A 21105-nucleotide genomic window follows, 5' to 3' on the forward strand; every position below is an offset into this window, starting at 1 on the left:
GTCCCTGCCGCCCGCGATCCGGCTGCCGAGCAGATCGAGCCGCCACCTACCTGCAGGCCCCTCCCGACCCGCCGAGCCCCCCACCCCGCCCGTCCCCTTGCCCCTCCCGTTGCACCGCCGCGCGTAGGCCGAGCGGACTACGCCCCACGTCATGCGCCAGGCATGCGCGAAAGGCACACTCCCGGCCCGTTGTTCTCATCGCATCCCCCTCAGCGCACATCTCGGCGCCGCCCCCGGTTGACCGCCTCTCTCCCCTTCTTCCCTCGCGGGCGTCCTGCCCGCCTTCAGGAGTTATTGCCCGTGAAAAAGACCCTGCTCTCGCTGTCGCTGGCCTCGCTCTTTGCCGCACCGCTCGCCCACGCCTCGATCGATCTGATCGCCATTGGCAGCCTTTCCGGTAGCTCGGCGGGCAGCTTTGCCGACCTCTCCGGCCTGACCGGCACGCTCGAAAACGGCACCGCCGCCAACATGCTCGGCGGCCTCGGCTCCGGTCTCGCCTGGGCGGGCAACAACACCTTCCTCGCTCTGCCGGATCGCGGCCCGAATGCGACGCCATGGAATTCCGCGCTGGACGACACGACCTCCTACATTCCGCGCTTTCAGACCGTCACGCTGGCGCTGAGCGCGCAGCAGGACACGCGCTACGGCACCGCGCATCCGCTCGCCTTTACCCTGACGCCGACGCTGACGGCGACGACGCTACTCTCCAGCCACACGCCGCTCAACTACGGCGTCGGCGGCGCGCCGGCGCAGAACACCGCCAGCACGTACTACTTCAGCGGTCGCTCGGATAACTTCGCAGCGGGTCAGAATTCACTCAATCCGGCCAACGCGCGCCTCGATCCGGAAGGCATCCGCGTCGCCAACGATGGCCGCAGCGTCTTCATTTCCGACGAATACGGCCCCTACGTCTATCAGTTCGACCGCTTCACCGGCGAGCGCATCAAGAGTTTCGCCCTGCCCAATACCTTCGCCGTTGCCAACCTCTCGTCGCAAGGCGCCCGCGAGATCAGCAGCAACACCAGCGGCCGCGTTGCCAACAAAGGCATGGAAGGCCTCGCCATCACGCCGGACGGAAAAACGCTCGTCGGCTTCATGCAAAGCCCGCTGATCCAGGACGGCGGCGACGGTGGTCGCGCCAACCGCATCGTCACCATCGACATCGCCAGCGGCGCCACGCACCAGTACGCCTACGACAACAAGATCGGCAGCAAGAACTACAACAGCAGCGAAATCCTGGCAGTCAACGACCACGAATTCCTCGTTCTCGAGCGCGACGGCAAAGGCTTGGGCGACGGCTCCAGCGCAGCGGTCAAGCAGATCTACAAGGTTGACCTCAGCGGCGCGCAGGACGTCTCCGGCCTGAGCGGCGAAGCCGCCTTGCTGGCCAAGGCGCCGAGCAAGACGCTGTTCCTCGATATCAAATCGGCGCTGGTCGCCTTTGGCATCCCGGCCGACCAGATTCCGGCGAAGCTCGAAGGCCTGAGCTTTGGTGAAGATGTCGTTATCGGCGGCGTCGTCAAGCACACGCTCTACGTCGCCAACGACAACGACTTCGTGCCCGGCGTCGCCGGCAGCAACAAATTCTTCGTCTTCTCGTTCAGCGATCAGGATCTGGCCCACCTGCAACGGCAAAACATCGCCGCAATCCCCGAACCGGAAACCTACGCGCTGATGCTCGCCGGGCTCGGCCTCATCGGCCTCATCGCCCGCCGTCGGCGCGCGCGCTGAGAAGGGGGCGCGACGCCATGAGCCGCATCACTCCGGTCATCCTCTCCGGCGGCAACGGCAGCCGTCTCTGGCCGCTGTCACGTCGCGCCCTGCCCAAGCAACTGCTGCCGCTGCTCGGCGGCGAGACCATGATCCAGCAGACGCTGACGCGGCTGCATGGCCTGCCGGAGCTGGCGCCAGCAGTACTCGTCTGCAATCAGGAACACCGCTTTCTGGTTGCCGAGCAAGCCGGCGCGACGCCCATCGACATCGGCGCCATCTTTCTCGAGCCGGCTGCACGCAATACCGCGCCCGCCATCGCCGTCGCCGCGCTGCATCTCGTCGCGAGTGGCAGCGGGAGTGATGGCGTCATGCTGGTGCTGCCCGCCGACCACGCCATCGCCGATGTCGCCGCCTTCCACGCCGCCGTGGCCGCCGCCACGCAGGCCGCCGAGGCGGGATGGCTCGTCACCTTCGGCATCACGCCGGATTCGCCGCAGACCGGTTTTGGCTACATCCGTGGCGGAGAAGCGCTCGCAGAAGGCAGCGGCCGCCACGTCGCCGCTTTTGTCGAAAAGCCGGACGCACGACGTGCCGCCGAATTCCTCGCCGACGGCAACTACTACTGGAATAGCGGCATGTTCGCCTTCCGCCCCGAAGTCTTTCTGGCCGAGCTTGAACGCTACCGACCCGATATCCTCGCCGGCGCGCGTCTGGCACTGGAAGGCGTTGCGCCGGATCTCGGCTTCTATCGCCTCGACGCGGGCGCCTTCGCCGCCTGCCCGGCCGAGTCGATCGACTATGCGGTGATGGAAAAAACGCACAAGGCGGTCGTCATCCCCTGCGATATCGGCTGGAGCGACATCGGCTCCTGGCAGGCGCTCTGGGCGCACACGCCGCACGATGCGTCCGGCAATGCCCTCGTCGGCGACGCGCTGGCACTGGCGTCGCACCGCTGCTACGCGCGCTCCGGCAGTCGTCTGGTGGCACTTCTGGGCGTCGACGACCTCATCGTCGTCGAGACGGCCGACGCGGTACTCGTCGCCCACCGCGACCGCGCCGAAGAGGTCAAGCAGCTCGTCGACGAACTGGCGCGCCAGGGGCGCAGCGAAATCGCCGCGCATCAACGCGTCTATCGCCCCTGGGGCTGGTACGAGGGTGTCGATGCCGGCGAGCGCTTTCAGGTCAAGCGCATCATGGTGCTGCCGGGCGAACGCCTCTCCCTGCAACTGCACCACCACCGCGCCGAACACTGGGTCGTCGTCTCCGGTACGGCGCGCGTGCACTGCGACGGCGAGGACACCCTCGTCAGCGAAAACGAATCGACCTTCATCCCGCTGGGCGTCGTTCACCGTCTCGAAAACCCCGGCAAGATCCCGCTCCACCTGATCGAAGTCCAGTCAGGCAGCTATCTGGGCGAAGACGACATCGTCCGCCTGCAAGACGACTACCGACGCGAGGAATAATCCCATGTCCAGAATTCTCGTTACCGGCGGCGCCGGATTCATCGGCTCGCACACCTGCGTCGCCCTGCTGGCGGCCGGTCACGACGTCACCGTCGTCGACAACTTCAGCAACAGCAAGCCGGAAGTGCTCGCGCGCATCGCCCGCATCAGCGGCCGCTGGCCGACCTTCGTCGAAGCTGACGTACGCGATCAATGGGCTCTGGAGCAGGTTTTCGCGCAGGGCGAGATTTCTGCCGTCATCCATTTCGCCGGCCTCAAGGCGGTCGGCGAATCCGTCCGCGAACCGTTGCGCTACTACGACAACAACGTCGGCGGCACGCTGGCGCTGCTACAGGCAATGAAGCACGCCAAGGTCAAAACGCTGGTCTTCAGCTCATCGGCAACCGTCTATGGCGATCCCGAATCCCTGCCCTTGCGCGAAGACGCGCGCCGCAGCGCGACCAACCCGTACGGACACACCAAGCTCGTCATCGAAGACCTGCTGCACGAACTGGTCGCCGCCGAAGCCGACTGGCGCATCGCCCTGCTGCGCTACTTCAATCCCATCGGCGCGCACGAAAGCGGGCTGATCGGCGAAGACCCGCGCGGCATTCCCAACAACCTCCTGCCCTACATCGCCCAGGTCGCCGCCGGCCAGCTGAAAACGCTGAGCGTCTTTGGCGCCGACTACGACACCCCCGACGGCACCGGGGTGCGTGACTACATCCACGTCAGCGACCTCGCCGACGGCCACCTCGCCGCGCTGCGCTACCTGCAACAGCAGTCGGGTATCCGGGCGATCAATCTGGGAACGGGTCAGGGTTACAGCGTGCTGGAGATCGTCCGCGCCTTCGAAAAAGCCAGCGGAAAGAAGGTGCCCTATAGCATCACGCCGCGCCGTAGCGGCGACATCGCGGCCTGCTACGCCGATCCGTCGCTGGCCGCGCAGACACTCGGCTGGCGTGCCCAGCACGGCATCGAGCGCATGTGCCGCGACGCCTGGCGCTGGCAAATGACGCATCCCTGCGGCTATGACACCCCGGTGGAAGCGACGGCTTAGGCGGCGCAAACCGGGAAACGCGCGGTACTCAGCGCCGCCGGCGCGCCCGCACCGCCACCAGCAGGCCAAGACCGGCAAACATCAGGGCATAGCTCGACGGTTCCGGTACCGTCGAGACGCGGAGATTGTCGAGTAGCACATATCCGCGACTCAACTCGCCGAAGCGCACCGACCGCAGATTTGTGAAGCTATCGAGCGCATAGCTCTGAAACACCGTCGGCGATACCTCGAACCGCGAACTAAGCTCGCTGCCATCCTGCCGCACGCCGGTCAGCGTCAGCCATTGCGACTGCGTCCCGAAGTTGTTGTAGCCGCCCACGTCAAAGCGCAGCAGATCGAACAAGGCGCCGCTGCGCGACGCCAGGGTCTCGAACCCATTGCCACCCGCATAGTAGGCCAGCGACATCGTGCCGTTGCTCGCACCATAGCGGGTATTGGGCACGATCAGCGCATGCCCGACGCCGGTCGCAAATGAAAACCCATCAATGAAAAAGCGGGTCGTCGTTGTCGGTGTCAGCGTCTGGTCGTTGAAATCACGGGTTTCGGTAACCGCCTCGGCAAAAGCGGAGGAAAGCGCGAGGGACAAGGCAAGCGCAACGGAAGACAGGGTTTTTCTCGTCATGGAAAGATATCCTCTCAGCGAATCAGCACCGCGCGCAGTCAGCGGATGCCGGTCAAGATAGCGTCCGCACGCGTACCGCGAGGGCCGTAGACAGTGCACGGCTGCCCGACATCGGGCGCAACAGGCAGGCTCAAGGAGGAGTCGCCCATCGAATACCCCTGAGGCAGACCACCATCGAGCAGCAGCGTCGCATCAGAACAATCGTCAACGACAATGCCCCGACTGGCGTCGAGCTTGCGTGCCGCATAATTGATCGTTGAAGACGAGGAAATTCCGGCGGCCACCCCCTCGGTCACTGCCTGTTGGGCATCCTGACCAAGGTCGACAAACTTCGGCAAAGCCGTCGCGGATAACACGCCGAGGATGACGATGACGACAATCAACTCGACCAGCGTAAAACCGGAACTCTTGGCAAAAGCAGAAATACCTGACATGAAAACGGAAAACCCCGCGCAAAGAACAATTACCGGGCAGAGCAGCAGCGTCCGCTCAGACCAGCACCCCGCGCCTGAAAATTCCGCTTTACCATGAGGCCCAAGCCTGTAGCAGCGACGGGAATTTCCGGTTGATGAGCTTTTTTGGCGCGAGATTCAGGGTACCGATATGTTGAAGTCTCTTCAAGCGTTCGTCATCGAGCGGATGAAATTTTATTCCGATAAAACTCTTGCTTGCGTGCGCCACTACACCTTCTGCCGTAAAAATTGATTCTTCACTCAAATTGAGTATATCGACAGCACAGTAGTCGCCCTGCTGCACGCCCAGTTCGAACAAGGCGGATTCAAACAGTGCGCCGTGCAGGGAAAGGTCGATCAGCGAACCGCGATAGGCCATGAAATTGAGCCGCAACTCGCCTTTCGAGTGAAAGGGAAAGCGGGGAGTCCGGCGGCGATCATCCGGGAGCATGCGAGTCATCCTGAGGTCGTATAAGTCGCGCCGACTATACGAGCCTTATGTTGCGATCTCTTGTCAGCCGGCCGAGACGTTCGGGACGTCCTCCGCCACCTGCGCAGCGAGGTAACGGGCAAACGCCTCGCCCGTCTCGGGATGGCGCAGGCCGAAGACGACGGTCGCCTGCAGATAGCCGAGCTTCGTGCCGCAATCGTAACGGGTGCCGTGGTAGCGATAGGCGAGCACCTGTTCCTCGGCGATCAGCGAGGCGATGGCATCGGTGAGCTGAATCTCGCCACCGGAGCCGGGCGCCACCGTCTCCAGATGCGTGAAAATCCGCGGCGTCAGAATGTAGCGACCGACCACCGCCAGGGTCGACGGCGCGGCGGCGGGTGCCGGCTTTTCGACGATGGCGCCGATCTGCTCGATGCGCTCCGCCACCGGGCGCGACTCGACGATGCCGTAGCTGCCGGTATCGGCGCGCGCCACCTGCTGCACGCCGAGTACCGAACAACGATAGTAGTCGTAGGTATCGGTCATTTGCCGGAGCACCGGCGTCGGCGCATCGAGGAGGTCGTCAGCGAGCAGCACGGCGAAGGGCTCGTCGCCGACGATCGGGCGCGCGCAGAGCACGGCGTGGCCCAGTCCGCGCGCTTCCGGCTGGCGAATATAGATGCAGTTGATGTTCTTCGGCAGCAGATTGCGGACAAACTCCAGCAGCGCGTGCTTGCCGCGGCGCTCCAGCTCGGTTTCCAGTTCGTAGGCCTTGTCGAAGTGGTCCTCGATGGCCCGCTTGCTGCGCCCGGTGACGAAAATCATGTCGGTGACGCCCGCCGCCACGGCCTCTTCGACGGCGTACTGAATCAGTGGTTTATCGACAATCGGCAACATCTCCTTGGGTGCCGCCTTGGTTGCCGGCAAGAAACGCGACCCCAGTCCGGCCACGGGAAATACTGCTTTCGTTACTTTTTTCATGGTGTCGCCCATTCCAGAATCTCGTCCGCCGGCAGTGGCCGGCCAAAGTAGTAACCCTGCATGTCCTCGCATCCCAGATCGGCCAGCCGCCGCGCCTGCTCTTCGCTTTCGACGCCTTCGGCGATCAGGTGCAAACCAAAGCCCTCGGCAATACCGACAATGGCGTGAATGATCGACGCGGCGCCCTGATCCCGCCCCAGATCGCGAACGAAAGACTGGTCGATCTTGATGCTGCTCACCGGAAAGCGGCGCAGGTAATTGAGCGACGAATAGCGCATGCCGAAATCGTCGATGGCAACGCGCACGCCGTGCTGGCGAAGCTGCCGCACGGTGGCGATGACGTCCTCGGCATCGTCGAGCAGCAGGCTTTCGGTGATTTCGATCTCCAGACGGTCGCAGCCAATCCCGTGCCGGGCCGGCGCGGCGACGACGCGTTCGAGCAGATCCTTGCGCTCGAAATCGCGGGCCGACAAATTCAGCGCCAGCCGCAAGTGCCGATGCCCGTCGGCGTGCCAGAGGGCCAGTTGCCGGCAGCCTTCCTGCAAAACCCAGTCGCTGATCCTGCAGATCAGCCCGGTCTCTTCGGCCAAGGCGATGAAGCCGCCCGGCGCGAGCAGGCCCAGCCTCGGGTGCAGCCAGCGCAGCAAGGCCTCCATACCGATCATCTGGCCGCTGCGCTGGCTGAATTGCGGCTGGTAATGCAGTACGAACTCCCGCCGCTCAATGGCCAGCTGCAAGTCGTTCTCGAGGCTTAAGCGTTCGCGCCGCGCCTCGCTCATGTGCGGCGAGTAGAAGCCGAAGCTGTTCTTGCCGGCGTTTTTCACCTGATACATCGCCAGATCGGCGTGCGCGATCAAGGCCTCGACAGTCTCGCCATCGCGCGGAAAGACGGCGATGCCGATGCTGGCGGTGGGCCGAAATTCCTGTCCGCCGAGCATGAGCGGCGCGCCCACCTCCTGCGCGATTTTCTCGGCAACGCCGACGACATCGTCGGCATGCAGCAGATCGGGCAGCATCACCGTGAACTCGTCGCCACCGAGCCGCGCCAGCGTATCGCCGGCGCGCAGGCAGTGCTTCAGGCGTTGCGCCACCGTCTTGAGCAGCTGATCGCCCTCGGCATGGCCAAAGCTGTCATTGACCGTCTTGAAGCGGTCGAGATCGATGAACATCACGCCCAAGAGCGTCGCGCGCCGTGCCGCCTGACTCAGCGCCAGCGCCAGACGGTCGCGGAACAGCACGCGGTTGGGAAGCTGCGTCAGCAGGTCGTGGAAAGCCTGAAAACTGATTTTTTCCTCGGCCCGCTTGCGCTCGGTGATGTCGCGCGCAATGCCGTACGTTCCCATGAAGCGCAGGGCATCGCGCGGCATCTCTGTTTCGTAGATGCCGGTGGCGCTCAACATGGCGACGATGAAACGATTGTCGACATGAACCACCTCGTCGTTCTTGCAGCGCAGGCGGATTTCGACATTCGCCGACGCCCGCCCACCGGTGCGGCGCTCGGCGAAGGCGTAACGCGCGCGTTCGCGGTCCTCTTCGTGCACCAGTTCGGTATACGGCTGCCCGACAAGCTCTTCGCGGCAAAAGCCCAGCAGGCTCTCGACGCGGCCGTTGACGAAGACAAACCGCCCGGCTTCGTCGAGCGTGTAAATGATGTCCGGCGCCTGCTCGACGAGAAAGCGATGCAGACGCTCCGATTGCTCAAGGCGCGCCGCCAGCAGCGCATGGCTGCGTTCGAGGCGGCGGCGCTGCAAGGCGCGCTCAACCGCCCGCAGCAGAAGCACAGGATCGCAGGGCTTGCGCACAAACTCGCCGGCGCCGCCACGCAGGGCATCAATCGCCGAGTCGATATCCGGATCGGCGCTGACCATGATCACAATGGCCGAGATCGCCCGCTGCCGCGCCCACTGCAAGACCGCCAGACCGGAAATATCCGGCAGCCGGATGTCGAGCAGCACCACGTCGAAAGTGTCGCTATCGAGACGCGCCATCGCCTCGCGGCCATCGGCGCATTCGACGATTTCCGCCCGTCCGGCAAGCAGTTCGCGGTAGCTGTCGCGCAGCCGCGCTTCGTCGTCGACGATCAGGATGCGCTGTACCGGCTCCTGCGCTGCGCCGGCAAAGTCGAGGCTCGAATACGGCAGCTCGCCCATGGCCTACGCTCCCGCCGCCGGCAGATGAATGCTGAAGAGCGTGCCGCGCCCCGGCTGCGCCGAGCAGACGATACGTCCGCCCATGGTCGACACCAGTTCGCTGACGATCGACAGGCCGAGGCCATGCGCCCCGCCCTCGGCAACCTGCCCACTGCTCAAGCGCGCCCAGGTCTCCGGCGGCAGGCCCGGACCGCTATCGTGCAAGCGCAACTCCACCCAGCGCCGCTCACCCTCGTAAGCGCCAGGCACCAGCTCGATCGTGTAACAACCGCCTTCCGGCATCGCCTCGGCGGCGTTTTTCCACAGGTTGAGCAGGATCTGGATCAAGGGATCGCGCCGCGCCCGCACGCGGCTGTCGGCCAGCGGCAGATCAAGCTTCAGCTCGATACCACGCGCCGCAAACAAGGGCTGGCGATAGCCGTCGAGCAACTCCTCGATCAGGGGGCGCAACGCGCACGCAGCGTCGGCCTCGCTGCCCGACTCGCGAGTCGCCGGCTCGCCAATCGCCTGAAGGATGCCGGCGACGCGGGCGATTTCTTCATCGAGCACCGTCAGTTCGCGCAAGGCGGCGCCTTCGCCGGAGAGCTTGCGCTCCAGCAGCTTCAGGTAGTTGCGAATGATCGCCAGCGGATTGCCCGCTTCGTGCGCGACCTGCCGCGCCCGCAGCCGATAACGACTGGCGAGCGCCTCTTCGTTCGCCTGCTCGCGCGCCCGCGCCTCGCGCGAAGAATCGATGCTGGCGGCGACGATGCGCGCAAAATTGCTCAGCCAGGTCAGTCGGCGCTCGACCCGTGGCCAGTGCGCGCCGGCGATGCCGAAGAGCAGCATGCCCAGACACTGGCGCCGGGCAATGAGCGGCACGCAGAGCAGACCGTCGCCACCGAGTGCCCGCAGAATCTGGATATCCGTCACACTCAGGCTCGCCGCGCTGCCGTCGAAACTGCACAAAGGCAGCCCCTGCAAGGCAGCCTGCGCCGCCAACGAGGGCGAGGTGACGAGCGAGATTTCGAGACGCCGCAACAAGGCCGACTGACCGCCGACACGGCTGCCCGACAGCAGCCGATGCTCCGGCTCCACGAGCAGCATGCCCATGCGATGCAAGCCAAAGAGAATGCGCGCCGACTCGCGCACCGTCAGCATCAGTTCCTCGTCACTGCTGACGGCGAAGAGGCTCGCCTGCAACGGCTGCGCGAAAGCCATGCCCTGCATCATCTCGTCGATGGGCGAGGCTGGCGGTGGTGGCGCCGCCTTGAGGCGAATCAGCGGCAGCGACACATCCAGCGCCGTGCCATCGACGCCGAGCGCCGCGGCGATGCCGGCAATACGCTGTCGCGCCTCGGTGCGCAGCGACGCGAGGCTGTCCGCCGGCAGCGCCAGCAGCGTCGGCGCGAACTCCAGCGAACTGTCGCCAGTCGCGAGGGCCGCATGCGCCGCCCAGAGAACCCGCGCCAGCGCCTCGGCATCAGCAATCCGCTCGACACTTTCGTGATGAAAGAGGACGGCATCGCCGAGCGCGGGGGCAATCTGCCACTGATCAATCAGCCACGCCCCCACCGCACCGTGGTGCACACCGAGCAACTGCCGTTCGGCGGCACACAGGCCGTCTTCCTCATGGGCCTCGTAGAGACGCGCCAGCAGGCCCGGGTATTCGGCCACGCCATTAAGCAGCACCAGCTGCCCCGTATCGTGCAGCAGACCAGCCAGATAGGCCTCATCGGCATCGGCCAGACCGCTCGCCTGCGCGATGGCACGCGCCAGTTCAGCCACTTCGAGGGCATGCACCCAGAAGCCCGCGAGATCGCACTCGACCTGACGCGCCACCTCGTCGAACGCCGACTGCACGGCCAGACACGCCGCCATCGAGCGCACAAAGCGCGTTCCCAGCACCGTCAGGCAGTCGTCGATGCGCCGAAACTCTCGCCCGCGCCGCAAAGCCGGCGCATTCGCCACCGACAGGACGCGCGCGCTGAGACCGGGATCACGCCCGATAAGCCCGGCCAACTCGGCGAAGCTCGCGCCATCGTCGTCGGTCAGCGCCAGCACGCGCAGCAAGACCTGCGGCAAACTCGGCAGCGACGCACCTTCCAGCCGACCCGCAAGATCGGCGCCGATGAACCCCGTGGCGAAGGCGGCCGAATCCGGCGCACGTTCCGCCGTCACGGGAAAATCTGAACTCATAGCGGCGCAAAGAGGGCAAAAATGGTAAAGCTCATGACAATACGATCCGACTGTTGCAGTTTTGCGGCACACGGCCTAGCCCCCGACACATTCCTCCGCCATCGCCTGTACCGCAGCAAAGTCACGCGCGCCAAGAGCGTCGTCAACGCACGCGAAGCCCGAAATGTGGGGCACCGCCCCACTTTTTTATGCAAAAAGCGTTATTTTTTGCAGCAGAGGCGAAATACGTGCAACCGACAACGCCATTGCCGGTCGACGCAGTTCGGGCGATCATTCGGGCGCGCTGCACTCACGTATCGGCCCACCGCCCGAAAGCACGGCCGGAACCGACACCACGAGACGCGTCGCATAACGAGGAGGTGCCTCACATGTCAGCCACGCAACGATCATCGTCACGCTCCGCCGTTCCCGCTGTGGAACGCAGCCCCGCCATGCAGCGCATCCTGCGCCTGCTTGGCCGCAAGTCGAACATGGCCGTCAGCGACATGTCCGCCGAAGCTTTCGTCGGCGCCACCACCCTCGCCTGCGGCGGTTACGTGCGGGCACTGAAGAGCGCCAAGCTCATCCACATCAGCGGCTGGCGCAAGACGCGCCGGGGCTTTTCGACCCCGCTCTACAGCGCCGGCCACAAACCCGACATGCCGCGTCCCGAATACGACGACAGCGAACGCAACGCACCGGGCATGGAACGCATCGTCAGTGCCCTGCAACGTCTCGGACCGATGAACTACCGCCAGATCGCCGATGCCTCCGGCCTGTCGCTCAACACGCTCAAAAACGCCGGCTACCTCGACGCCCTGCGGACGCAAAAGCGCATCCACATCTGTGGCTGGCAACGCGCGCGCAACGGCCCGATGTCAGCGCTGTACGACCTCGGCGCCAGCGCCGACGTGCCAAAACCGCAGACATTGAGCGCCGCCGAAAAGAACCGCCGCTGTCGCGAACGCAAACACATCCTCTGCGGCGACCGCAGTCTGCTGGCGCAACTGGGTGCCGTCGCCCAGCTCTGACCTGGCACGGGTGACCGTCCAACAGCTACCCCGGCGACGTCTGCGGCACCCCCTGTATGGATTACACAAATCGCCGAAACCCTAACGGGATCACGGGCTTGCGCTATAATTCCGCGCTTACCTAAAGTCCCTGTGCGACCTTCTGTCGCCCGTGCCGGCAGCTAGCTGCCGGCACCCCGGGACACAGACAGGATCGCGGATGACGCTACGACTCACGCTTGCTGTTGCACTCGCCTGTGCCTGCATCAACGCGACGGCGCAATCGCGCAGCAACACGACCGACGACGAACAGCTGGCACTGTCTCTGTCGACCTCGCTTCCCGGCTTGCGCACCCCCGAAGGCAGTCCCGCCCGCACCCCCGGCCTGCGTAACGAACCGGACTCGATGCCCGTCTTCGAGTTGTCGCCGACCCCGCTGTCGAGCGAAACCATCGATCTCACCGCCGAACACGAAGACCTGTTCATGCGCTTGCGCAGCGGCTTTTCGATTCCCAACCTCGACAACGACCTCGTTCTCTACCACCAGCAGTGGTACCTCAACCGGCCCGACTACCTGCGGCGCATGGTCGAGCGCAGCCGGCGCTACATGCACCACATCATCGAAGAGCTCGAGAGGCGTGGCATGCCGACCGAACTGGCCTTGCTGCCGATGGTGGAAAGCGCCTACAACCCGCTCGCCTACTCGCGCGCCAATGCCTCGGGCCTGTGGCAGTTCATTCCGTCGACGGGCAAAAACTTCAAGCTGCAACAGAACTGGTGGGTCGACCAGCGGCGTGATGTGATCGCCTCCACCGCCGCCGCGCTCGACTACCTGCAAAGCATTTACGAGATGCACGGCGACTGGCATCTGGCGCTCGCCTCGTACAACTGGGGCGAAGGCGCCGTCGGCCGTGCCATCGCCAAGAACCGCGCCAAAGGGCTGCCGACCGATTACCAAAGTCTCACCATGCCGCCGGAGACGCGCAACTACATTCCCAAGCTGCAAGCCCTGAAAAACATCTTCGGCAACCCCGAACTCGTCCGTCAACTGGGTCTCGCGCCGCTACCGAACCGCCCCTACTTCACCACCATCGTCTGGCCGGCCAACATCGACGTCGACGTCGCCGCCAAGCTGGCTGAAGTGCCGGTCGACGAATTCCTCGCGCTCAACCCGGCAAACAACCGGCCAGTGATCGCCGCCGATACGCCGCTGGTTCTGCCGACAAACAAGGTCGACACCTTCATGAGCAACCTCGACCGCCGGCAGAGTAACGATAAACCCCTCTCCTACTGGCGCTCCTACACGACGCGTCCTGGCGAGAAGCTCGAAACGCTGGCGCCGCGCTTTGGCATCACGCTGGAGAGCCTGAAAGCCGCCAATGGCATTGTCGGTCGCCTGCGCCCGCCCCCCGGATTCACCCTGCTGGTACCGGCGCCGGACGGCTCGGGCAGCATCGAACCGGCCGCCATGCTCGCGCAACCGCGCCTGCCCGCCGCCGACCCGACGCCAACCAGTACCGCGCGCAGCTACGTCGCCCGCAAGGGCGACACCCTCGCCAGCGTCGCCCGACGCAATGGCATGAGCGTCGCCGAGCTGAAAAAGCTCAACCGTCTGTCCAGCGAACGGCTGCCCCCCGGCACCAAGCTCACCCTCGCCGCACCGCCCGAACCGGCCGCCCGCGTCCGCACAACGCTTGCCGTCAGCAAAGCCGGAAGCAACGTGACCGACAAACGCCTGGCTGCCGCCAGCAACACCCCCCCCGCCAAAGGCAAAGCGCAGGCTAGCGCGCGCAACGCCACCGGCAAGCCCACCGCCGTTGCCGCACAGGCTGCGAAAAAGCCCCGGATCACGCGCTACACGGTGCGCAAGGGCGACACGCTCGCCTCGATCGCCCGCCACTTCAAAGTGGATGCCGACGACCTGATGCGCTGGAATCACGTCTCCGCCAGCACGCTCCAACCCGGACGCACGCTGACCATCCAGCTCGCCAGCAACGACTAGGCCGCCGCAGCGGCGTGCTTAGCGAGCGTTAAGCACGCAGTACACCGTATGCGTCGCCGACACCGCCACCGGCGCGGGATATGCCGTACGGCACTCCGCCCCGGCACGTGGGCAACGCGGGTGGAAATGGCAACCGGCCGGCGGATTCGCCGGCGACGGCATTTCGCCTGAAAGCGCCGGCGGCGGCGCCTCGTCCGCCGAGCCGATGCGCGGCACCGCCGCCAGCAAGGCCTGGGTGTAGGGATGGCGCGGCGAATGCAGAACCTCGCCGACCGTTCCCCGCTCGACGATTCGCCCGAGGTACATCACCGCCACCTCATGCGCCAGATGCTCGACGACGGCGAAATTGTGCGTGATGAGGAGGTACGCCAGCCCCAGATCCGCCTGCAAGCTGCCCAGCAGATTAAGAATCTGCGCCTGCACCGAGACATCAAGCGCCGACGTCGGCTCGTCGCAGACAATCAGTTCGGGCTGCACCGCCAGCGCCCGCGCGATGGCGATACGCTGGCGCTGTCCGCCAGAAAACTCGTGTGGATAGCGCCCGGCCGCCGCCGGATCGAGGCCAACCTGCGCCAGAAGCGCTGCCACCGCGGCTGCCGGCGACGCCTCTGCCCGCCCGAGGCCCAGCGCCTGCATGCCTTCAGCGATGATCTCACCGACCGACAAACGCGGATTGAGCGAGGCGAACGGGTCCTGAAAAACCATCTGCATGCGCCGGCGCAGTGGCCGCAAGGCACTGCGCGAGAGGCCCGTCAAGATGCGTCCGTCGAGTTTCACTTCACCGGCCGTCGACGCAATCAGCTGCAAAACGGCCTTGCCGACACTCGTCTTGCCACAACCGGATTCCCCCACCAGCGCCAGCGTGCGACCGCGCTCAAGCGCCAGCGACACGCCATCCACGGCGCGCACCGCCCCTACCGCGCGACGCAACCATCCCTGCCGAATCGGAAAATGCACGGCCAGATCGCGCACTTCCAGCAGCGGCGAGGGCGCCGTCAGGGCAGAGCCGACTTCCGTGCCCTCCGGGACGATGGAGGACACCTGAACTGCTGAGACCTGAACGGCAGCTTCCTGAGCGGTGAATTCCTGAATTCTGAATTCCTGAGATGAGGCGGCTGAGCCCACATGTGCTGCCTGTGCCGTGCCTGAAGCGGCCATTTCCGCCGCTAACGGTGCTGACACCGCTGACGCAGCCAGCGCCACTTCATCAACGCGGTGGCAACGCACGCGATGCCCCGGCGCCACCTCTCGCCAGGCCGGTGCGGCGAGCGTGCAGCGCGTCTCGGCATGGGCGCAGCGTGGCGCGAAGCGGCAGCCGGCAGGCATCGCCGACAAGGGCGGCACCTGCCCCGGAATCGTCTCCAGACGGTGTCCGCGACCAACACCGTCAGGCAAAGCGGCGAACAATTTGCGCGTATAGGGGTGGCGCGGCGCGGCAAAGAACATCGCGCGTGGCGCTTCCTCGACGATCTCGCCCGCGTACATCACGCCGACCCGCTGCGCTGCCCGCGCAACGACGCCGAGGTCGTGCGTAATCAGGAGGATACCCATGCCGCGCTCGGCTTGCAGACGCGCCAGGAGATCGAGAATCTGCGCCTGAATCGTCACATCAAGCGCCGTGGTCGGCTCGTCGGCGATCAATACCTGCGGCTCGCCAGCGAGCGCCTCCGCGATCATCACCCGCTGCTTCATGCCACCGGACATCTGGAAGGGATACGCGTCGATGCGCCGCGCCGGATCGGCGATGCCGGCGGCAGCGAGCAGCGCCAGTGCGCGTTCGCGGGCATCCGCGCGGCCCATGCCACCGGGCAAGGCCTCGATGATTTGTTCGCCGACGCGCAACACCGGATTGAGCGAAGTCGCCGGCTCCTGAAAGATCATCGACACGCCGCGACCGCGCACGGCGCGCATCTCGGCTTCTGACAGACGCAGCAGATCGCGCCCGGCAAAACGCACCTCACCGCCGAGAATGCGCCCGGCGGGTGGCAACAGACGCATCAGCGACAGCGCCGCAACCGATTTGCCGCAGCCCGATTCGCCAAGCAGCGCAAAGGTTTCCCCAGCGTGCAGCGTGAAATCGATGCCAGCAACGGCGGTCAGCGTGGTGCGCCCCGCCGCAAAGCCGGTGCGCAATCCGCGTACCGACAGCACGGATTCGCCACGCGGCGGCGTTTGCCGGGGCTGCACGGCGAAGTCGATTTCGTGGCTCATGATGACCCCACCAGACGTGCATCGAAGGCATCGCGGACGGCGTCAGCCAGGAGGTTCGCCGCCAGCACCAAGGCCACCATGAAGGTAAATGCCGCCGCCAGCGACCACCAGACCGCCGGCTCGCGGGCCAGCTCAAGGCGGGCGTTATTGATCATCGTGCCGAAACTGATCATCGTCGGATCGACGCCGATGCCGACATAAGACAGCACCGCCTCGGCCAGCACCAGACTGGAAAAATCCATCACCAGCGCGATGACGACGATGTGCATGACGTTAGGCAGAATATGGCGGGCGATGATGCGCAGATCGGAGACGCCGAACGACTGCGCCGCCTGCACGAACTCCAGCTCGCGCAGCTTCATCGCCTCGCCGCGCAGGAGGCGCGCCAGCCCCGTCCAGCTCGTCAGCCCCAGAATGAAGCACAGCGCCAAGAGGCGCAGGTCGGCACGCTCGGCAGCGGTGGCAAACCACTGCGGGTGCGTGTCGATGAGCACCTGCATCATCAGCACGGCCGCAGCGATGAGCAGCACGCCGGGAATCGAATTGAGCGTCGTGTAAAGGTACTGGATGAGATCGTCGATCCAGCCGCGAAAGTAGCCGGCCGCCAGCCCGAAAAATATCGCCAGCGGCAAAGTCGTCAGAGTCGTCACCAGACCGATCACCAGCGCGGTGCGCACGCTCTTCAGCACCTGATAAAAGACGTCCTGCCCCACCTTGTCGGTACCAAAGACGTGATAGTCGCCCGCCAGCGCCAGCATGGGCGCAACGACGAGCGCGATCGCCGCCAACGTCAGCAACACCGCCCGCCAGGCAAAGACCGTCTCACCGCGCCACAAACGCCGGCCCACCTCGGCAAAGGCGAGCGATTCGCGGCGCGCGAGCAACTGTACGACCCAAACAACCACGCCCGCCCAGACGATCAAGGCCGACAGCACGGCGACGCCTACACGACGGGAGATATCGTATTGGCGCGCCGCCGCCAGCGCGGCCGCCTTCTCTGACATGGCTGACGTAGCCGGGAGGGCCGACGGAGCCATCGCAGAAGAAACCGGCGAGGCGTCTGTCGTCGCCGAAGGGTCTGCCGTGCGGCGCGACACTCCGGCATTCGCGTTCGCCGTATCGCCGTCAGTCGCCTCGGCAGGCGCCTCCTCCCGCAGCAAATGCGCGCCGCCGAAGCGCAGGCGCGGAAAATCGCGCACTTGCTGCACACTGCCATCGGCAGCGCGGATCTCCTGCGTTTCCTTGGCGAAGGCGTGCGTTGCCAGCGGCGCCGAGTAGGTCTTTTCGCCACGCAGGCGGAGCGGCACCGCCAGGGCATCGAGTACGGAAAGGGTTTCGATGGCGTAGGCCGGGGCGGCAGATGCCCCCGCCGCCGGGGTATCGAGAGCCGGCCGATAGTGCAGCGAGTCGAGCAGACCGACGACGACGAACACGGCAACGACCGTTGCCGCAGCCATGCCGGGCCGGCTGCGGCCGACGCGTCGCCAGGCGGCGGCCAGCGGCGGCTGGCGACGCGAAAGCAGGCCCAGCACGAGCGCAGCCAGCGCCATCAACCAGACCAGCGCGTCGGACCAGAGAATGACGGGGAGCACGTTCATCGGTCGAAACGAATGCGTGGATCGACCAGCGCATACGAGAGATCCGTGAGCAGCAGGCCGACGATGTAAAGGGCGGAACCGATGAAGACCATGGCGCGCACGACGGCGAAATCCTGCGAATTGATGGCGTCGATGGTGTAACTGCCAAGCCCCGGAATGCCGAAGAACGACTCGGTAAGCAGCGAGCCCATGAAGAGCAGCGGAATCACCGCCACGACGCCGGTGAGGATCGGAATCATCGCGTTCCGCAGAACATGGCGGAAGAGGATCAGCGTCTCCGGCAGCCCCTTGGCGCGGGCCGTGCGCACGTAATCCTTGCCGATCTCCTCAAGGAAAATCGTCCGGTACCAGCGCGTCGAGGCGCCCAGCCCCGAGACGACGCCAATGAACACCGGCAGCAGCAGGAATTTCCACGCATCCAGCCCGCCGGCATAGCCCGAAATCGGCACCAGCTTCCACACCTTGCTGATCAGGAACTGCCCGCCAATGATGTAGAACAGACCGGACACCGACATTGCCGCCACGCACAGCACGACGCCCCAGAAATCGAGCGCCGTCGCGCGAAAAAAGGCCAGCAGCAGCGCCAGACTGATACTCGCCAGCAAGCCGAGGACAAAGGTCGGCACGGCAATCGCCAGCGACGGCCCCATGCGCGACTGGATTTCATGGCCGATATCGCGCCCGTCCTCGGCGCGGCCGAAATCGCCGGCGAACATGCGCGCCGATTGCGTGAAAAAAATGGTGTCGGTGACACGCCCCGTCCCCGTTGCCGCCGTATTCACGAAAAGCGGCTTGTCGTAGCCGCGCTCGCTCTTCCACGCGGCAACCGCCTCGGCGGTGACGCGCTTGACCCCCAGTTGCATGCGCGCCATGTCATCGGGCGTGTTGACGATGAAAAAGAGGGCGAAGGTAATGACATTCACGCCGATCAGGATCGGCACGGCGTAGAGCAGGCGGCGCAGGATGTAGGCAAGCATCGTCGTCTACTCCTGCGGCGCGCTGGTGCCGCGCTCGCGCCGCCGATAGGCGCCCCATGCCGGCAGGAGCAGCGCAGCGAGCGCTGCCGCGCCAAGGGCAAAAGGCCAAAGGACCGGCCGGTTCCACTCATGGCGGCGGCGTGCGCGCTCGGCCACATCGATGCGCTGGTACTTGAGCGTGTTGTTGCCCACCTCGCTCGGCTTGCGATTCAGCAGCCAGGCGTGGCTCAGCGTGTAGCTTTTCGGGTGAAAGCCAAATACCCAGGGCGCGTCCTGCCGGACGAGGCTCACCATGCGACGGATCATCGCCAGTCGCTCGGCATCGCTGTCGCGGTTCTTCATCTGTTCAAACAGGCGGTCAAACTCGGGGTTGGCATAGTTCGACGAATTCTCGCCACCATGAGCCAGACGGCCCTCGCGGCCGTTCAGCAAAAAGAGAAAGTTTTCGGGATCGGGATAATCCGCGTTCCAGCCGAGGTAGTAAATCTGCACCGCCCCCTTGCGCAGCTTTTCCTGGAAGCGGTTGAAATCGGTAGCACGCACCACGAGCTGCACGTCGATCTTCGCGAACTGCCGCGTCAGCCAGTCGAGGTTCGACTTGTCGCCCATGCCGCCGCCGGTGGTATCGAGGTTGACCACCAGCGGTTCGCCGGTTTTTGCGTCACGCCCATTGGGGAAACCGGCTTCGGCGAGCAGGCGCTTGGCTTCGGCAACTGACTTGCGTCGCGCCTTCCCATCGATCCAGTCGTAGACGACGGGGTTGATACCCGCCAGCCCTTCTTCATAGCCGAAAATGCCGGGCGGCAAAGGCCCCATCGCCGGCACGCCGCGGCCGTTCATGAAAATCGAGATGAACTCCTCCTGATCGATGGCAATCGAGATCGCCTGCCGCAGCTTCCGGTTGCGTTCGGACAGACCGCCGACGACCGGGTCGAGCAGGTTGAAGCCCATGTAAAAGAGCGAGGCACGCACGCTCGTCAGGAGGCGAATCCCCTTGTCGCGCATGTCGTCGGTGAGCTGCACCTCGCCCCCGCCGCTGAAGCGCACCGCCTGGTCGAAGCTGTCGGACGAAATCCCCGAGGCGTCGTAGTAGCCTTGCAGGAACTTGTTCCAGTACGGAATGCCTTCCTTCTCGCGCGTAAACACCGCCTGATCGATGAACGGCAAGGGCTTGCCGCAATCGGCCAGCAGCCCGCTGGCGGCGTCGGCGGGCGTTCCTTCGCACGGGAAGGTTTCGCCATGGAAATTCGGATTGCGGCTAAGCACCATGCGGCTGTTCGGATTGTTTTCGCTCAGGTAGTAGGGGCCGGTACCGACGGGATACCAGTCGAGCGTCAGATTCTTCGCCGCCATGCCCGGTTGGCTGTAGAAGCGGTCGGCCTCGCGCGGCACCGGCGCAAAAAAAGGCATGGCCAGCCAGTACAGGAACTGCGGGTATTTGCCTTCGATAGTGATGCGGTAGCGATAGCGGTCGAGCTTCTCCACCCCCGCCAGCGGAAAGCGGTCGAGATCCAGCCAGCTTCCCGCCGGTGCGGCTGCGGTCGCGGCGGCCAGCCGGGCGCCAAGATCCTTCAGTCCGACGATGCGCTCGGCCATCATGCCAAAGATCGGCGAATGCACGCGCGGATGCGCGAGGCGTTTGATCTCGTAGATGAAATCGTCCGCCGTCAGCTCACGCGTTCCCGTCTCGGGAAAATCGGCAAGCCGCTCGATGCCGGCGAGTTGCTGCGCGTCGAGCGCGGCATAGCGCGGCTGCCCGACGGCGTCGAGGGCAAACGCCGGGTGCGGCTGGAAGCGAATGCCCGGTTTGATCCGAATTTCATAAACGCTACGCGCCACCGCCTCGGCGGGAGCATTGGCCGGCAACTCGCGCCCCGCCGCGTCGAAAAGCCGCGCCACCGGCACCACCTCGGCGCTGCCGGGGATCAGCGTATACGGGCGTTTCAGGTAGTGGTACTGCAAGGGCGGCTCATAAATCTGCGCCGTGAAGACACCCTCGTCCTCGGTGTAGGACTGCGCCGGATCGAGGTGCCGTGGTCGCTCGGTGAACGCCGAGTAGAGGATGTTGCCGCCGCGCTCGGTTGCCGGATAGGGATCATTCCACTCTGCCCCGCAAGCGGCCAGAAAGGCGAGCGGCAACAGGCAGAAACACGAGCGCAGAAAAGACATGCGCGGAGTGTAGCGGATGCCCTACCCTCCGTCATCCGCCGTCATGCGGCGCAATGCAGCGGGTAAGCCGGCGCAAGCGAAGGCCTGCGTCAGCGGCGATTCCATTATAATGCGCCCCTTCCGCACCCTCC

The 21105-nt window shown here is 65.1% G+C and carries 15 protein-coding genes; 5 read left to right on the forward strand and 10 right to left on the reverse strand.

Annotated features, from left to right (window positions below; all coding sequences use genetic code 11):
- The first annotated feature begins 300 nt into the window (after positions 1–300).
- Genes GHK24_RS04520 through galE form a run of 3 tightly spaced genes read left to right on the forward strand, consistent with a single transcriptional unit; the run spans position 301 to position 4215 of the window.
- Positions 301–1731 (forward strand): esterase-like activity of phytase family protein, encoded by a 1431-nt coding sequence (locus tag GHK24_RS04520; protein ID WP_167681236.1) that lies wholly within the window; start codon positions 301–303, stop codon positions 1729–1731.
- 17 nt (positions 1732–1748) lie between these two features.
- On the forward strand, positions 1749–3176 hold the full coding sequence (locus GHK24_RS04525; RefSeq protein ID WP_153469657.1) for a mannose-1-phosphate guanylyltransferase/mannose-6-phosphate isomerase: 1428 nt from the start codon (positions 1749–1751) through the stop codon (positions 3174–3176).
- Positions 3177–3180: 4 nt separating this feature from the next.
- On the forward strand, positions 3181–4215 hold the full coding sequence (gene galE, locus GHK24_RS04530; RefSeq protein ID WP_153469659.1) for a UDP-glucose 4-epimerase GalE: 1035 nt from the start codon (positions 3181–3183) through the stop codon (positions 4213–4215).
- A gap of 28 nt (positions 4216–4243) precedes the next feature.
- Here galE and GHK24_RS04535 read toward each other — a convergent pair whose 3' ends face one another.
- The 6 genes from GHK24_RS04535 to GHK24_RS04560 all read right to left on the reverse strand — a co-directional run bounded on the left by GHK24_RS04535 (position 4244) and on the right by GHK24_RS04560 (position 11028).
- On the reverse strand, positions 4244–4837 hold the full coding sequence (locus tag GHK24_RS04535) for a PEP-CTERM sorting domain-containing protein (protein WP_153469662.1): 594 nt from the start codon (positions 4835–4837) through the stop codon (positions 4244–4246).
- 38 nt (positions 4838–4875) lie between these two features.
- Entirely contained in the window at positions 4876–5271 is a 396-nt protein-coding gene (locus GHK24_RS04540; protein WP_153469664.1) for a type II secretion system protein, read from the reverse strand.
- An 88-nt stretch (positions 5272–5359) separates the two neighbouring features.
- Positions 5360–5740, reverse strand: coding sequence for a PilZ domain-containing protein (locus GHK24_RS04545; protein ID WP_194286376.1), 381 nt, complete (start codon positions 5738–5740; stop codon positions 5360–5362).
- Positions 5741–5803: 63 nt separating this feature from the next.
- Entirely contained in the window at positions 5804–6700 is an 897-nt protein-coding gene (gene galU, locus GHK24_RS04550; RefSeq protein ID WP_153469670.1) for a UTP--glucose-1-phosphate uridylyltransferase GalU, read from the reverse strand.
- On the reverse strand, positions 6697–8850 hold the full coding sequence (locus GHK24_RS04555) for a putative bifunctional diguanylate cyclase/phosphodiesterase (RefSeq protein ID WP_153469673.1): 2154 nt from the start codon (positions 8848–8850) through the stop codon (positions 6697–6699). The genes galU and GHK24_RS04555 overlap by 4 nt, the downstream gene beginning before the upstream one ends.
- A 3-nt stretch (positions 8851–8853) precedes the next feature.
- Positions 8854–11028, reverse strand: coding sequence for an HDOD domain-containing protein (locus GHK24_RS04560; RefSeq protein ID WP_153469675.1), 2175 nt, complete (start codon positions 11026–11028; stop codon positions 8854–8856).
- A gap of 368 nt (positions 11029–11396) precedes the next feature.
- Here GHK24_RS04560 and GHK24_RS04565 point away from each other — a divergent pair, with 368 nt between their 5' ends.
- Positions 11397–12038, forward strand: coding sequence for a hypothetical protein (locus tag GHK24_RS04565; protein ID WP_153469677.1), 642 nt, complete (start codon positions 11397–11399; stop codon positions 12036–12038).
- A gap of 199 nt (positions 12039–12237) precedes the next feature.
- On the forward strand, positions 12238–14019 hold the full coding sequence (locus GHK24_RS04570) for a lytic transglycosylase (protein ID WP_153469680.1): 1782 nt from the start codon (positions 12238–12240) through the stop codon (positions 14017–14019).
- A gap of 18 nt (positions 14020–14037) precedes the next feature.
- Here GHK24_RS04570 and GHK24_RS04575 read toward each other — a convergent pair whose 3' ends face one another.
- From GHK24_RS04575 to GHK24_RS04590, 4 genes are read right to left on the reverse strand one after another with little or no spacing between them, the layout of a single operon-like run.
- The gene (locus GHK24_RS04575) at positions 14038–16230 is read right to left on the reverse strand and encodes an ABC transporter ATP-binding protein (protein WP_153469682.1); all 2193 of its coding nucleotides are present in this window, start codon (positions 16228–16230) and stop codon (positions 14038–14040) included.
- The gene (locus tag GHK24_RS13580) at positions 16227–17828 is read right to left on the reverse strand and encodes an ABC transporter permease (protein ID WP_228384535.1); all 1602 of its coding nucleotides are present in this window, start codon (positions 17826–17828) and stop codon (positions 16227–16229) included. The genes GHK24_RS04575 and GHK24_RS13580 overlap by 4 nt, the downstream gene beginning before the upstream one ends.
- Positions 17825–18805: an ABC transporter permease gene (locus tag GHK24_RS04585; protein ID WP_153469685.1), complete on the reverse strand. Its 981-nt coding sequence runs from the start codon at positions 18803–18805 to the stop codon at positions 17825–17827. Before GHK24_RS04585 ends, GHK24_RS13580 begins: the two co-directional genes overlap by 4 nt.
- Before the next feature lie 6 nt (positions 18806–18811).
- Complete coding sequence (locus tag GHK24_RS04590) at positions 18812–20974, reverse strand: ABC transporter substrate-binding protein (protein WP_153469688.1); 2163 nt, start codon at positions 20972–20974, stop codon at positions 18812–18814.
- Positions 20975–21105 lie beyond the last annotated feature (131 nt).

Origin of the sequence: Rhodocyclus gracilis (genome assembly GCF_009617575.1) — a bacterium.
GTDB classification, from domain to species: Bacteria; Pseudomonadota; Gammaproteobacteria; order Burkholderiales; family Rhodocyclaceae; genus Rhodocyclus; species Rhodocyclus gracilis.

What these genes read in the sequence shown, in the direction of transcription:
- GHK24_RS13580 (WP_228384535.1), bottom strand. Translation starts at nt 17,828, where the DNA reads ATGAACGTGCTCCCCGTCATTCTCTGGTCCGACGCGCTGGTCTGGTTG.
- GHK24_RS04565 (WP_153469677.1), top strand. Translation starts at nt 11,397, where the DNA reads ATGTCAGCCACGCAACGATCATCGTCACGCTCCGCCGTTCCCGCTGTG.
- GHK24_RS04540 (WP_153469664.1), bottom strand. Translation starts at nt 5,271, where the DNA reads ATGTCAGGTATTTCTGCTTTTGCCAAGAGTTCCGGTTTTACGCTGGTC.
- GHK24_RS04545 (WP_194286376.1), bottom strand. Translation starts at nt 5,740, where the DNA reads ATGCTCCCGGATGATCGCCGCCGGACTCCCCGCTTTCCCTTTCACTCG.
- GHK24_RS04590 (WP_153469688.1), bottom strand. Translation starts at nt 20,974, where the DNA reads ATGTCTTTTCTGCGCTCGTGTTTCTGCCTGTTGCCGCTCGCCTTTCTG.
- galE (WP_153469659.1), top strand. Translation starts at nt 3,181, where the DNA reads ATGTCCAGAATTCTCGTTACCGGCGGCGCCGGATTCATCGGCTCGCAC.
- galU (WP_153469670.1), bottom strand. Translation starts at nt 6,700, where the DNA reads ATGAAAAAAGTAACGAAAGCAGTATTTCCCGTGGCCGGACTGGGGTCG.
- GHK24_RS04575 (WP_153469682.1), bottom strand. Translation starts at nt 16,230, where the DNA reads ATGAGCCACGAAATCGACTTCGCCGTGCAGCCCCGGCAAACGCCGCCG.
- GHK24_RS04555 (WP_153469673.1), bottom strand. Translation starts at nt 8,850, where the DNA reads ATGGGCGAGCTGCCGTATTCGAGCCTCGACTTTGCCGGCGCAGCGCAG.
- GHK24_RS04560 (WP_153469675.1), bottom strand. Translation starts at nt 11,028, where the DNA reads ATGAGTTCAGATTTTCCCGTGACGGCGGAACGTGCGCCGGATTCGGCC.
- GHK24_RS04570 (WP_153469680.1), top strand. Translation starts at nt 12,238, where the DNA reads ATGACGCTACGACTCACGCTTGCTGTTGCACTCGCCTGTGCCTGCATC.
- GHK24_RS04525 (WP_153469657.1), top strand. Translation starts at nt 1,749, where the DNA reads ATGAGCCGCATCACTCCGGTCATCCTCTCCGGCGGCAACGGCAGCCGT.
- GHK24_RS04585 (WP_153469685.1), bottom strand. Translation starts at nt 18,805, where the DNA reads ATGCTTGCCTACATCCTGCGCCGCCTGCTCTACGCCGTGCCGATCCTG.
- GHK24_RS04535 (WP_153469662.1), bottom strand. Translation starts at nt 4,837, where the DNA reads ATGACGAGAAAAACCCTGTCTTCCGTTGCGCTTGCCTTGTCCCTCGCG.